At 35.1% G+C, this 12787-nt stretch carries 13 protein-coding genes, 1 tRNA gene and 1 pseudogene; 10 read left to right on the top strand and 5 right to left on the bottom strand.

Annotation, left to right across the window (positions count from 1 at the left end; all coding sequences use genetic code 11):
* Positions 1-59 precede the first annotated feature (59 nt).
* Entirely contained in the window at positions 60-587 is a 528-nt protein-coding gene (locus F5ESL0260_RS05270; protein WP_046324984.1) for an adenine phosphoribosyltransferase, read from the top strand.
* Between the two features lie 274 nt (positions 588-861).
* A complete protein-coding gene (locus F5ESL0260_RS05265) occupies positions 862-1380 on the top strand; it encodes a GNAT family N-acetyltransferase (RefSeq protein WP_122026147.1) in 519 nt (172 codons plus the stop codon).
* 102 nt (positions 1381-1482) lie between these two features.
* Here the strand turns inward: F5ESL0260_RS05265 and F5ESL0260_RS05260 are convergent, their stop codons facing one another.
* Entirely contained in the window at positions 1483-3756 is a 2274-nt protein-coding gene (locus tag F5ESL0260_RS05260) for an HAD-IC family P-type ATPase (protein WP_122026146.1), read from the bottom strand.
* Between the two features lie 613 nt (positions 3757-4369).
* Here F5ESL0260_RS05260 and F5ESL0260_RS05255 point away from each other — a divergent pair.
* The gene (locus F5ESL0260_RS05255; RefSeq protein ID WP_122026145.1) at positions 4370-4705 is read left to right on the top strand and encodes a hypothetical protein; all 336 of its coding nucleotides are present in this window, start codon (positions 4370-4372) and stop codon (positions 4703-4705) included.
* A 70-nt stretch (positions 4706-4775) separates the two neighbouring features.
* Here F5ESL0260_RS05255 and eno read toward each other — a convergent pair whose 3' ends face one another.
* The gene (gene eno, locus F5ESL0260_RS05250) at positions 4776-6062 is read right to left on the bottom strand and encodes a phosphopyruvate hydratase (RefSeq protein ID WP_046324981.1); all 1287 of its coding nucleotides are present in this window, start codon (positions 6060-6062) and stop codon (positions 4776-4778) included.
* A gap of 243 nt (positions 6063-6305) precedes the next feature.
* On the opposite strand from eno, the gene F5ESL0260_RS05245 reads away from it, so the two are divergent.
* Complete coding sequence (locus F5ESL0260_RS05245) at positions 6306-7136, top strand: DegV family protein (RefSeq protein WP_122026144.1); 831 nt, start codon at positions 6306-6308, stop codon at positions 7134-7136.
* Between the two features lie 97 nt (positions 7137-7233).
* Here F5ESL0260_RS05245 and F5ESL0260_RS05240 read toward each other — a convergent pair whose 3' ends face one another.
* Complete coding sequence (locus F5ESL0260_RS05240; protein WP_370448587.1) at positions 7234-7809, bottom strand: phosphatase PAP2 family protein; 576 nt, start codon at positions 7807-7809, stop codon at positions 7234-7236.
* A gap of 246 nt (positions 7810-8055) precedes the next feature.
* Here F5ESL0260_RS05240 and F5ESL0260_RS05235 point away from each other — a divergent pair, with 246 nt between their 5' ends.
* Positions 8056-8976 (top strand): hypothetical protein, encoded by a 921-nt coding sequence (locus F5ESL0260_RS05235; RefSeq protein WP_122026142.1) that lies wholly within the window; start codon positions 8056-8058, stop codon positions 8974-8976.
* A gap of 252 nt (positions 8977-9228) precedes the next feature.
* Here F5ESL0260_RS05235 and F5ESL0260_RS05230 read toward each other — a convergent pair.
* A tRNA-Ser gene (locus tag F5ESL0260_RS05230) sits at positions 9229-9318 on the bottom strand.
* Between the two features lie 212 nt (positions 9319-9530).
* Here F5ESL0260_RS05230 and F5ESL0260_RS05225 point away from each other — a divergent pair.
* Together F5ESL0260_RS05225 and F5ESL0260_RS05220 are read left to right on the top strand one after the other, a co-directional pair.
* Complete coding sequence (locus tag F5ESL0260_RS05225) at positions 9531-10238, top strand: AzlC family ABC transporter permease (protein WP_122026141.1); 708 nt, start codon at positions 9531-9533, stop codon at positions 10236-10238.
* Positions 10225-10548, top strand: a complete 324-nt coding sequence (locus tag F5ESL0260_RS05220; protein ID WP_122026140.1) for an AzlD domain-containing protein — start codon at positions 10225-10227, stop codon at positions 10546-10548. Before F5ESL0260_RS05225 ends, F5ESL0260_RS05220 begins: the two co-directional genes overlap by 14 nt.
* A gap of 112 nt (positions 10549-10660) precedes the next feature.
* Here the strand turns inward: F5ESL0260_RS05220 and F5ESL0260_RS05215 are convergent, their stop codons facing one another.
* Positions 10661-11029, bottom strand: coding sequence for a MerR family transcriptional regulator (locus F5ESL0260_RS05215; protein WP_122026139.1), 369 nt, complete (start codon positions 11027-11029; stop codon positions 10661-10663).
* Positions 11030-11187: 158 nt separating this feature from the next.
* On the opposite strand from F5ESL0260_RS05215, the gene F5ESL0260_RS05210 reads away from it, so the two are divergent.
* From F5ESL0260_RS05210 to F5ESL0260_RS05200, 3 genes and pseudogenes are all read left to right on the top strand, one after another.
* The gene (locus F5ESL0260_RS05210; protein ID WP_122026138.1) at positions 11188-11595 is read left to right on the top strand and encodes a carboxymuconolactone decarboxylase family protein; all 408 of its coding nucleotides are present in this window, start codon (positions 11188-11190) and stop codon (positions 11593-11595) included.
* 156 nt (positions 11596-11751) lie between these two features.
* Positions 11752-12460: pseudogene (locus tag F5ESL0260_RS05205) on the top strand (AzlC family ABC transporter permease).
* Complete coding sequence (locus F5ESL0260_RS05200; RefSeq protein WP_084619550.1) at positions 12447-12770, top strand: AzlD domain-containing protein; 324 nt, start codon at positions 12447-12449, stop codon at positions 12768-12770. Before F5ESL0260_RS05205 ends, F5ESL0260_RS05200 begins: the two are co-directional and overlap by 14 nt.
* The last annotated feature ends 17 nt before the right edge of the window (positions 12771-12787 follow it).

The following is a 12787-nucleotide window of genomic DNA, read 5'->3' as shown; positions in this document are numbered from 1 at the left end:
AATATTAAGGTCGAGTAAGCTTTAGCAAGAAAGTTAAGTTTTGGAGGTTTTTTCTTCTTATGGCAAACGATTTTGAGAAACATATTGCAAGTGTTAAGGATTTCCCTAATAAGGGTATTATCTTTCGTGACATTACCCCTGTTCTGCAGGATGGCAAGTTGTTTCAAGCAGCTACTCATAAGTTAGCTGAATACGTTAAAAGTAAAAATGCTGATGTAATTGTTGGTCCGGAGGCCCGTGGCTTTATTGTTGGTTGCCCTGTGGCTACAGAGTTGGGTATAGGTTTTGTTCCAGCTAGAAAGCCGCATAAATTACCGCGGGAAGTCGAAAGGGCTTCATATGATCTGGAATATGGTTCAAACAGCTTGGAAATTCATAAAGATGCTATTAAACCTGGTCAGCGTGTAGTAGTCTGTGATGATTTACTCGCTACTGCAGGAACTTTAAGGGCATGTAAAGAGCTAATTGAAAATCTTGGTGGAGAACTAGTGGGTTCAGCTTTTTATATTGAATTACCAGATTTGAAGGGAAAAGAAAAATTACCAGGACTTGACGTATTTTCACTCGTTAAATATCATGGTGCTTAAAATCACCAAAAGCTAGCAATTTATGGTGAATTCATGAATTACAATTAAATACTGCTTTTATCTCAAGTGCTCTTAATAGTTAGACCATAAAGTCAACTATTAGGGGCACTTTTTTCATGACTAAAATAAATTGCTGACGCAAAACTTAAAATTTAAGGAAAGCGATTTCTGAAAAATGAAAACTTTTATACTCTTTTTGAGTGCAAATTTTTTACAAGACAAAGTCAAGTATATATAATGATACAGTATTTTTAAAAAAGGAGAATAGAGTAATTTGCAATTAAGAAGAGCAACAATGGCCGATTTTGACCGAATTATCGCTATTTTAAAAGACGGGGCCAATCAACTGGCTGAACGTGGTGTTGATCAGTGGCAAGGAGATTATCCGTCAAAAGCACAAATTAAAGAAGATATTGAAAACGGCTGGGCCTTTTTAGCTGTTTCTGAAGATCAGGAAACAGTTGGTGCTATTGCCATAGTGGACGGACCAGACCATGTTTATGATCATTTAGATGGCAAATGGTTGTCTGATACTAATAAATATGTGGTTATTCATCGTGTGGCAATTCATTCTCAGCATTCTGGTAAAGGCTATGCTACCAAGCTGTTACAGGCTGTTATCAATGACATCAAAAACAACAGGGACGATATTGACTCAATCAGAATTGATACTCACGAAGACAATAAAGCCATGCAACATTTGATTGCAAAGATGGGTTTTTCTAAAGTAGGTTATTTGCATGGCGCTTACCGACCAAATGAAACCTCATATGTTTATGAACTACTTAAATAAAAGAAAAAATTGTTATCAAATATCACAATAACAATCTATTCAAAACTAAAAACCTGATAATGGAGTTTTTCCATTACCAGGTTTTTCTATGCTTTTATTTAATTAGCGATTCTTCATAATTGGTTGGTAAAAGAGATCAATCACTATGGCAGCCACTAGGGCAACAGCGAAAGTGAGTAGCAAATTCGTCCAGCTAATTTTCGTCATAGCAATTCCCAGTAAAGCTAATATTATGGTTAAGAGTACATCAGCTAGTTGGGTTAAGCCAACAGCTTTAGAAGGATAATCCTGCCAGAAAAACTTTTTAGTTCTGGTGATCAGGACAATAAACATTGCGCTTAAAACCAAATAAACATAAACCATTGTTGATATTGTGCCGTGGCTCCAGCCATGAGTATTGAGATAAGCAATACCTGCTATTCCAATTACGGTCCAGCCGAAAGCTAATGAAAAAGCAATTTTAGCCAATTTAGCCATGTTCCAATTTTCAGGTTTATAGGTGATATGAGTTCTGTCAGTACCGATCATCATCGTCACCATGTTATTCATGATTGTATAAATAACCATGGCGTTTAGTGCCATCGGAATATAATTGAAGAATAAATAACCAAAGGTCAAGAGCATGGTTAGTTGTGCAGTTCTGGCCAGTTTGGTTAAGGACCAAGTCGTCATTCTTTGATAAACTCTGTGTCCAGCATCAAGTATTTTTACTATCGAAGATAAGCCATCATTTAAAAGAACCATTTTGCCAGATCTTTTTGCGACATCTGCCGCATTCGAAACGGCAATTCCAACCTCTGCTTGTTTTAAGGCTGGCGAGTCATTTACACCGTCACCCGTCATCCCCACAATATAGCCTTGCTTTTGAAAGAATTTAACCATGCGCAATTTATCTTCTGGTAAAACATCTGCAATTCCAGCTAGTTTACTAGTATCAGTTTGATCAGTAAAATCATGAATAGAAATTACCTCACCTTGCAAGTCAACCTGTTTAGCAACTGCAACGGCCGTTTTTTGGTTATCGCCAGTTAACATAATCGGTTTCACTCCACGTTTTTTGAGTTCACCTAAGGCTTCTTTAGAATCAGATCTCACCATATCTTGCAAGATGAAAACACCGGCTAATTTATCATCAATTAATAAAGCGACTGAACGACCGGCACTAAAATCAACTTCCTTAGCTTTTTCGTTTGCATTTCTATCAATTAATGATAGTTGTTTAAAAGAGCCAAGTTTAATATTATGACCGTTGTAATTTGCCATTGAATAGCCTGTACTAGAGGTAAAAGGAGTAAAGTCAGAACCTGATTTGACGGTTAAACCCTGCTTTTTTATGTATTCATCAATCGCAGTGTCTATTAGCTTTTTATTTCTTTGATCTGTAGCTGCTGAAGCTAATTCAAGGGCTTCTTTATCACTAAATGAGCTGAAATTTGTCCATTGACCAACTGCTGTTTTATTTTCGGTAATGGTGCCCGTTTTATCGAGCAAAATCAGATTTAGGTTTGCGGCATCTTGAATTCCAGTTAAATCTGAAGTTAATACGCCTTCTTTACTTAGACGAGTAGCTTCAAATGAATTGGAAAGGGCAAAGGTAGAGGGCATTGCCACTGGAATGGAAGCTATAAACATCATTGCCAAAAATGGCAGCATATTTATGAGATTATTAATGTCTCCTCCTTTGAAGAAAGAAGCAATAATAATTATTAAAGTTAAAATACCGTCAAGAATACACAAATAATAGATGATTTTAGTAAGTAGTTGTTGCAAGTGACCCGGGGCAGCGGAATTATTAATTAAGTTAATTGTTTTACCAGACCGTGAATTAGCCCCGGTAGCCGTAACAACTGCAAGGCCATTACCTTCCGTAACAGTAGTTCCCGCGTAGGCTGTATCTTGGGGATTTTTGCGGACGGTTCTGGCTTCACCAGTAATTGAGCTCTCATCGGTAGAAATTTGGCCATCAATTAGTTTTACATCTGCTGCTAAAACATCTCCAGCTTGCATACTGATTAAATCTCCGGGAACTAAATATTTAGAGTCAATGTTTTGCCATTGACCGTCCCTCTGAACAGAAATAGTAGGAGTCAATTTGTGCGAAATATTATTTAAAACGCGTCTTGACTGCTTTTTCTTGGAAGCCCCGTTCCAAGCAGCGAAAAGAAGCATTAAAAGAACGAATAGAGATTGTATCCATTTTCCCAAAATACACTCCAAAAGTAGAGCAGCTTCGAGAATCCAGGCTGATAAATTCCACAACTTTGACAAAAACTCTTTAAAAAAATTGAACTGGGGTTCCGGTACCTCATTTAAGCCATTTTTTTGCAAAAGTTTATCTGCTTGGGCCTGAGTTAAACCAGTGATTTTTTCCGACATAATTTTACTTCCTTAGTTTTAATACTTTAATTAAAGTAGCATAAAAAGACCGCTTTTGCTATAAATTTATACCCAATTTTGTTTTAAAAAATCCCAAAATAGTGTACACTAGGTATAGTAGTGTATTAGTACACTTTTCTTAAACATTTATAATTATTCCCAAGTCTGTCGGATGTATGCAGTTATACCTAATTTAATCAGGTGAGTCCCATGTCCTTTAAAAAGATACTTTTAGTTTCATTGCTAACAATTACAGCTTTCTTTTGTTTTCCTTTTTTATTCATAATGAAATTTTGGATTACTTTAACCCTGCGCTTCCGGATACCAAAAGTTATGCTCAAGGATCGCAAAATGTTCAACAATATTATAACGTGCAAGCATACGATTCAAACTGGAAGTTAAGCATCCCTATAAAATAACCAGGTTAGGAAGATATAATAATTGATCATAGAGGTCAGTATGTTAAGAAAATTCAATACGTTTCTAAAAAAGAATTTTTAAAAGTTGTAAATAAATAAGAAATTCTATCGATTTTAGTGCAGCAGTAAATAAACTTGTTATCTTTAAAAATTGGACAAAAAGTATAAATATCGGCTAGCAGAAAGGAAATACCATGTTTGAAAAAATGTTAGTACCAATATATGTTTGTTTTTTAATTATCACTAACCAAATTCCTTTAAACCATAATTCATGGACTGATAGAGCAGATCCCACAATTGACGAAGCTATAAGTTATGCGAAAGTTCCGGGTAATACTCAAGAGTACCTAAATGTTCAAGCAATAGATCCAGAAACTGGTAAAAAATTGCCATATAAAATCAAGAGAGTGGGCGGCTATGAACCAGGTAGGCAATATATAAGGATTGACCACAAAGGTCAGTATGTCAGAAAAATTGACTACATTTCAAAAACCACTTACCTAAAAGCAATTAAACAAGGTAATGAGTAACCACTTTGTTATCAGCTTAAAAAGGCACAAAAAAAGTCTGCAATTATTGCAGACTTTTTGAATTGACAAATTAATCTTTATCAACACTGTCTGGGAAGGTAGCTAAACGCTCGCCTTCGCCAAGTTCTTCTTCGATTTCAAGTAAACGATTGTACTTTTCAACACGTTCTGAACGAGCTGGAGCACCAGTCTTCAATTGACCACCGTTAACAGCAACGGCAAAGTCAGCGATGAATGTATCACCAGTTTCACCTGAACGGTGAGAAATCATAGTGTTGTAACCATTCTTACGTGAAAGACGGATAGTTTCCAAAGTTTCAGTAACAGTACCAATTTGGTTTAACTTAATCAATGAAGCGTTACCAGCACCTTCCTTAATAGCTTTAGTCAAAAGCTTAGGGTTGGTACAAATGAAGTCATCCAAAACAATTTGAATTCTGTCTTTGTGGCTTTGAGTAAATTTAATCATGCCGTCAACATCATTTTCATCGTATGGGTCTTCAATTGAGATTAATTCTGGGAATTCGTCAAGTAACTTATCATAGTATTGAGCTAATTCTTCATCGTTAAATACTTTACCTTCAAAGTGGTACTTGCCATCTTCTTTGTTGTAGAAGTAAGAAGCAGCACAGTCACAAGCTATGGCAATGTCTTCACCAGGCTTGTAACCAGCCTTAACGATGGCGTCGTGTAAAGCTTGTAAAGCTTCTTCAGAGTTCTTCATGTTAGGAGCAAAACCACCTTCATCACCAAGGCCAGTTTCGTAACCCATATCTTCAAGCACTTTCTTCAAAGTGTGGTAAGTGTTAACGATCTTTTCAAAACCATCACGGAATGAAGTCTTCTTAACTGGAGTGATCATGAATTCTTGCACGTCAATACCGTTATCAGCATGCTCACCACCGTTAATAACGTTGTGGAATGTTTGAGGCATTTCAAGATCAGTGCCGCCAAGGTATCTGTATAAAGGTTGGTGGCTGTCTTTTGCGGCAGCAGCTGCAGTAGCCATAGATACACCTAAAATAGCGTTAGCACCAAGCTTAGCTTTGTTAGGGGTACCATCTAATTCAATCATTACGCGGTCAATGTTTGCCTGATCGTGTGGATCCAAACCCTTTAAAGCATCAGCGATTTTAGTATTGACGTTTTCAACGGCTTGGGAAACACCTTTACCGCCTACACGGCTGCCACCATCACGTAATTCAACTGCTTCATTTTCACCAGTTGAAGCACCTGATGGAACTTCAGCTTTACCAACGACACCATTTGATAAGGTTACAAAAGCCTCAACAGTTGGGTTACCACGTGAATCATAGATTTCCAGTGCATGAACATTTTCAATGACTGATTTTAACATCTAAAAACCTCCTAAATAATAAATGCTGTACTATTTTGTGTAAGTACATACATTAGTGGAGCACAAGCTCCATATCTACATCACAAATTTTAGCCTAAGTTTGTGATTATGTAAACATTTGTAAACGATTTCTAATGTTAAAAAATATTAAAAATATTTTTGTCGCTTTTTTTGCAGGTTTGATTTATGATTTAGCTATATATTTTTTAAAAAGGATAGTTTATTTCTATAAGGACATAAAATATGGATAAAGTAAAGTTAATAATCGACTCTGGTTCAAACGACAGAATGAATGATGATTTAACTGTCGTACCATTAACAATGACGATTGCCGGACAAGATTTTGTCGATGACGAAAATCTTGATCTTGATAGTTTTATTGCTAGTATGGAAAAGAACACTGAAGAAGGCAAAACATCTTGCCCTAGTATTAGTCAATGGCTAAATGCTTTAAAGGGATCAGAATTAGCGATCATTATGACGATTACCAGTGGTTTGAGCGGAAGCTTCTCCTCTGCATTTCAGGCAAAACAAATTTATGAAAAAGATCATCCAGGAAGCCACGTGCTTGTAGTTGATTCCAGAACAGCCGGACCGGAAATTTCTGTTATTTTACGGGAAATTAAAAGGTTAGTTAATAGTAAGACCCGCTTTGTAGATTTAGAGCAAAAAATTTCGGATTACAAGACACATACACATTTACTTGTTGTGTTGAAATCGCTCCATAACTTAGCCCTAAATGGCCGAATAAACATGGCTGTTGCCAAAGTAGCAAAAGTTTTAAATATTGATGTGGTTGGCACCGCCAGTGATGAGGGTAAATTAGAGCCATTATCAAAAGTTAGAGGGATAAAGCGTGCTTTTAAAGAAATTCTGAAATTAATGGCCGAAATGAAATACCAAGGAGGCCGTTTGATCATAGATCATTGTAAAAATGAAAAAGATGCCCAAACGTTAAAAGAAAAAATTTTAGCAAGTTACCCTCAAGCAGAAATAGTAATTCGTTCAATGAGAGGGCTTTGTACCTTTTATGCCGAAGAGGGAAGTTTAATGATAGGCTTTGATGATTTGTGATTTTTCAATAGCAGATAGTCTGCTTTTCTTCTGTATAAGATAAAAATAATTTTGTATGCAAAAAACAGCTCTAACTTTTTTAGTTGAGAGCTGTTTTTTAAATAATCATTAGTAATAATTGTTGAGAAATGCTAAAACAGAATACTGCAAGCGATGTTGCTCCGATAATGTCCGATGGGAAATGGGCTTTAAGACTGATACGGGAAATGACCACCATGAGCCAAATTATCAGCAAAACCCAAAGCAGCCTGTTTCCCAGTTGGCCTGCAAAGAGGTGCCAGATAATTAAAGCCATGACAGTACTTCCTAAAACATGTCCACTAGGGAAACTATAACCGTCTTCTAAATCTGAATGCAGAATTGGACGTTTTCTGCGCATCCATTTTTTTAAAAAGATCCCAATCAAATCGGTAAAGCCTAATGTAAATAAGGCCCAGAAGGCAAGTAAATTTTCATTATTACTAATTAAAAAACTTGCTAAAAATACATCCAAAACAACCAGCAGTTTAGGATCGTTAATAAATGCAATTATTTGCCAGCCAATGCCATCACGCCTTCTAATCAGTTTGTGGTGCAGCCAGTGATCGAATAGATTGAAACGCCGTGAATTTCTGACATTAAAGATAAGTAGTATTAGTATTAGAGCAGATAATAAAGATATCCAAAAATTAATATTCAAAACACATCCCTACCTATAATTTATATTCGCTTGTATTTTAACAGCAACGGGGCAAAGCATAAAAATTAAAATCTACTCTTGAGTAAAACTTAAGAATTGTAATTTAAAGGAGATTCAGAATTATAACTTTCGCTAAGATAAGTTCTAGCAAGGTAATTATTTTTAAAAGAAAGCTTGACTTTAATTAAAACCAACTTAAAATTATTCTTATCAAGTTAGGGCGTAATTTAGGAGGAAAAAATGAGTAAAAATCACACTTCTAAGCAAGAGACTGTGGGTGAAGCTATACGTGATATTGCGCACCATGAACATAACTTTGCTTTAGCTGATAATTCTACCAATCATATTGGTGATCTCGTGGTTTATGGCACCCTTTATCTTCTGGCAATTTTATTTTATGTCATTTGGTTTGAATGGCTATTTGTATTGTTAGCAGTTGTTGCAATCATTAGCGTAATCCGTTATCAAAACTTCTTGCGACACAAGGTTAATTCCCAAAAAATGACATCGTTTTTCGTAAATACTAGTTTGATTTCAACTGGGATTAGGTCTTTCGTAATTGGAAACGCACCATTACTAGCTCTTAGTATGCATACTCAGGGAAGATTTAACCTCTTTATTTCTTTGCTGGTTGGTCTAGTTGTAGCTTTGATTGGAATAACTTGTCAGTATCATTACCTAACTAATCATCAAGTCATTGACAGGCAAAAGGAATCACTAGGAAAGACCTGCAAAAATGCTGTTGACTTTAGTGTTAATAGTTGCAAAAAGGGTTATGTTAGCCATGGCTTTTTCTTTGATATTGCGTGTGGTTTTGCACTTTTGGCAAATCATTTTTCCTATAAAGAACTCATCTTAGTTAAATTTGAAGCTTGGCAATTTGTTTTAATTACTATTTTAATAGTATTGGGTACAGTTATATTTCAAAGGTTTTTACACAATAAAGTTGTTACAAATAATATAAGTAAAGGCTTTAAGTGGGGTACTTTATTAATGACGGCTGCGCGCGGCTATCTGATAGCCATTGTACCATGGGTTGCAGTGTGTCTGTTTACAGGTAGTGCAATCAATTGGTTAGAAGCAAACTTGTTAGGAGCATTGGTAGCAATAGTTGGCCTAGGATTGCAATATAAATATTTACATAATGTCAGAGTCTTTTAATTATAAGATTAATTTGGATAATTTTAACAGTTGTGACGCTGATACAAAGAGAAGCCAGTAAAAGTAATTTCTTTCACTGGCTTTTTTTAATACCGAAAACAGATTTGGTTATAAAGCTTGATTCTATTCATTTGCTCTTTTTCAGAAGGATTTGAAAAAAGAATTTATTTTTTTAAATTAGAACTTGGACACCTTTTGAATACTTTTTCCGTATAAAAGTCTGTAATAGCAGCAATTACAGAGCAAAATAAAAGGAGAGTACAGGATTTGAACCTGCGCGCCAAGGAAAAACTTGGTTCGCCGGATTTCGAGTCCGGTGCATTACCACTCTGCCAACTCTCCGTAACGAATAACATTATACCTTATCTAAAAATTTTTTCAACTTGTTGTTTATCCATAAAACTGGGTAATAGTCAGTATTCTGCAGTTTTTAGCTATCGTGCAATGCAAAAGATGTTGTTGTAAAAAATAATAATAAATGTTAAGCTACAAATTAATTTAAAATTAACTTAATTAATATTTTATTTAGACAGCTTGCAGAAAAGGGTGCAGCAATGGACGGTTACCTAACTAAAAAAGCAGCAATTAAAGAAGCACTTCCTACTATATTTGGCTACATTGGTATTAGTACAGCTTTTGGAATTATTGGTAAGGCAAGTGGCTTTTCTACCATCGAAGTATCTTTAATGTCCCTTATTATTTACGCTGGATCGGTTCAGCTGACAACTCTCAATATGCTGGTTGCCGGCAGCCCTATAGCCTCAATTGTATTAGCGGCTTTTTTAGTAAATTCACGAGTAATCCTGATGAGCACAACTGTCGCAGGCTATTTAAAACAAGAAAATTTAAAAAGAAATATTTTGATTGGAACTTTCCTCACCGATGAGAGTTTTGCTCTTAGTATGAATAAAATAAATTACACCAATGGTAAATTAAACTTTACCTGGTTTAATACTGTCAATATTATTTCCTATTTGACTTGGCAAGCTGGAACACTTCTCGGTGCAATATTGGGCGGCTTTATTACAGATCCTAAAAAGTTAGGACTGGATTTTGCCATTGTAGCAATGTTTATCGGTCTACTTTATTTGCAAGTGCGGGGTGACAAAAACCTTAATAAGATATTACAGATAATTGTAATATTAATATCTTTTGCGCTGACCTACTTATTGACAATTGTTTTGCCCGCTAATTTAGTAGTAATAGTTGTTACTTTGATTGGCTGCAGTTTAGGAATGGTGCTCAAACATGTCTTCTTCTAAATATATCTTAATAACGATTGTTTTGTGCGGAGTGACCACTTTACTTTCAAGAGTGATACCATTTGTTTTATTGAAAAAATTCTCATTGCCGCCAAGGTTGGTTGAATTTCTTTCTTTTGTTCCCATAGTAATTATGGCTGCACTCTGGTTCAGTAATTTAATTATAGCTAGGCCAGGTCACTTGCCTGAATTTAATTGGCAGTATGTTCTAGCATCCCTGCCAACCTTTGTAGCTGCAGTCATTAGTAAGTCTCTATTAGTCATTGTGATAGTGGGAATGATTTCCCTAGCGGTTCTGCGTTTAATTTAAAAACAGATTATAAGACTATACGATCCCCGAAATTAAGACAATTTCGGAGGCCATATTTTTATTTCTAAATTAGCTAAATAAGATAAGATTGAAATTCATGAAAATCCCACTCTTATTCCTTTAAGTCTCCAATTGTCTTGAGGTAGGTTTTGATTTTTTGTTCTACAAACTCAATATTATCTTCAATTTTCTTTTCTTCTTCATGTAGATTACCTAATTGATTAAATAATAAAACTAATCTTTCGGGGATAGTTTGATCGCCCGCATAACGTAATTTGGCATATTTTTGCATTTCTCTAATGCTCATGCCTGTCTTTTTTAAGCGTGAGATAAAACTGATCCAAGCTACATCTTTTTCGCTATAAACCCGGCGATTGTTCTCATCTCGCTTCGGGAAAAGTAATTTTTGCTTTTCATAATAGCGTAATGTGTCAATTGAAAAACCACTAAGTTCTGAAAATTGACCAATTGAATACTTCATCTAATTTCCTTTCAAAAATAATTTTGACTTCAATAAATAGTATATCGTCATATTTTATTACTTCAAAATTTTTTGAAAAGTAGTTGACATGGACTATACTCCAGCAATTATTCTGAAACTTGTTAAATATCAGAAAACAAAATGAAAAGGAGAAAACTATGACAAACGATGAACGCTATCAAAGGGGTCTGGAAAATTTAGAGAAAGTGGACAGGGAAGGAGGGCAGTCAGTTATTGATTCACTTGCTGGCTTATCAGAAGATGTGGGCCGCTATATTATTGAATTTGCTTTCGGTGACATCTATGACCGGAAAGTTTTAGATTTGAAGCAAAGAGAAATGATTACTATCACAACTTTGTTGACGCAAGGTGACACTGAACCACAATTGAATGTTCATATTAATGGCGCCTTAAATGTTGGCTTAACTCCTGAAGAGGTAATTGAAACCTTTATTCAAACGATTCCCTATGTTGGATTTCCTAAAGTCCTGAATGCGATTACTGTTGCAAAACAAGTATTTAAAGACCGCGGAATTGATTTCACTAAGTCTCATAAGAGTGAATAAAGTTATGATAAAAACTAGTTGCTGTTAACAAGTACGCTAGTTTTTTAATTTCAGACCTTTAAAATGTAAACGAATGTGCTTTTTTAGCATTAAAGACCAGAATATTTGAATTTAGGTTAATTAATATTTTGTATTAATGATTAAAGAAAGTGTTATATGGGAAGTTCATTATCAAAACGTACTGCTGTGTCTGATACTATTCCAACTGTTTGTGGTTATCTGGGAATTGCAACTGCTTTTGGCGTGATCGGTCGAGCCACTGGTTTTTCGACTATTACTGTAATTTTAATGTCGCTTATTATGTACGCTGGCTCGGCAGAATTTACTACTGTTAATATGCTGGCGGTGGGTAGTCCAATAGGTTCAATTATTTTTGCCGCATTTATGGTCAACTCAAGAATGATTTTAATGAGTACGACTGTTGTCCCCTATTTTAAAAAAGATAGTTTGGGTAAGGGCGTTTTAATTGGTACGCTTTTAACTGATGAAAGCTTTGCTTTAGCTATGAATAAAATTAATTATACAAACGGGAAAATGAATTTTTACCTGGTTTAATACCGAAAATATCATTTCTTATGCAGCCTGGGTTAGTGCAACAATGATCGGTGCGGTGCTGGGCAATTTTATTAAAAATCCCCAAAAATTAGGACTAGATTTTGCAAATGTGGCAATGTTTATTGGGTTATTATATTTGCAAATAAAGGGTGATAAAAATCTAAATAAGCTGCTGCAAGCAATAGTAGTTTTATTGATATTAGCGTTAACATACGGTTTAACGATATTTTTGCCCGCCAATTTAGTTATTATTGTTGTTACGCTTATCGGATGTACATTAGGGATGGTAATAAAACGTGTCTTCTTCTAACTATATATATTTAACAATTATCGGTTGTGGAATTGCAACTTGGTTATCCCGGGTACTGCCTTTTTTTCTATTAAAAAAATTTTCTTTACCAAAAGTGGTAATTGAGTTTTTATCATTTGTGCCAATTGTCATAATGTCAACTATGTGGTTTTGCAATTTATTCATAGCTCAACCAGGACAATTACCCAAGGTAAGAGTAGATTTTTTAATTGCTTCGGTACCAACTGTGGTAGCAGCAATTATTAGTAAATCTTTGCTAGTGATTGTAATTGTAGGCATAATATCTTTAACAGTCCTACGCTTAATTTAGAAAATTTAAGTTAAAAA

This window comes from Lactobacillus sp. ESL0260, assembly GCF_003692935.1.
Classification (GTDB): Bacteria; Bacillota; Bacilli; order Lactobacillales; family Lactobacillaceae; genus Lactobacillus; species Lactobacillus melliventris.
The sequence above is the reverse complement of the archived record's forward strand: the minus strand, read 5'-3'. Positions and strand labels throughout refer to the sequence as shown.

Coding starts and splice junctions, on each gene's coding strand:
- F5ESL0260_RS05270 (WP_046324984.1), top strand. CDS start 60: ATGGCAAACGATTTTGAGAAACATATTGCAAGTGTTAAGGATTTCCCT.
- F5ESL0260_RS05260 (WP_122026146.1), bottom strand. CDS start 3,756: ATGTCGGAAAAAATCACTGGTTTAACTCAGGCCCAAGCAGATAAACTT.
- F5ESL0260_RS05255 (WP_122026145.1), top strand. CDS start 4,370: ATGTTTGAAAAAATGTTAGTACCAATATATGTTTGTTTTTTAATTATC.
- eno (WP_046324981.1), bottom strand. CDS start 6,062: ATGTTAAAATCAGTCATTGAAAATGTTCATGCACTGGAAATCTATGAT.
- F5ESL0260_RS05245 (WP_122026144.1), top strand. CDS start 6,306: ATGGATAAAGTAAAGTTAATAATCGACTCTGGTTCAAACGACAGAATG.
- F5ESL0260_RS05235 (WP_122026142.1), top strand. CDS start 8,056: ATGAGTAAAAATCACACTTCTAAGCAAGAGACTGTGGGTGAAGCTATA.
- F5ESL0260_RS05225 (WP_122026141.1), top strand. CDS start 9,531: ATGGACGGTTACCTAACTAAAAAAGCAGCAATTAAAGAAGCACTTCCT.
- F5ESL0260_RS05220 (WP_122026140.1), top strand. CDS start 10,225: ATGTCTTCTTCTAAATATATCTTAATAACGATTGTTTTGTGCGGAGTG.
- F5ESL0260_RS05215 (WP_122026139.1), bottom strand. CDS start 11,029: ATGAAGTATTCAATTGGTCAATTTTCAGAACTTAGTGGTTTTTCAATT.
- F5ESL0260_RS05210 (WP_122026138.1), top strand. CDS start 11,188: ATGACAAACGATGAACGCTATCAAAGGGGTCTGGAAAATTTAGAGAAA.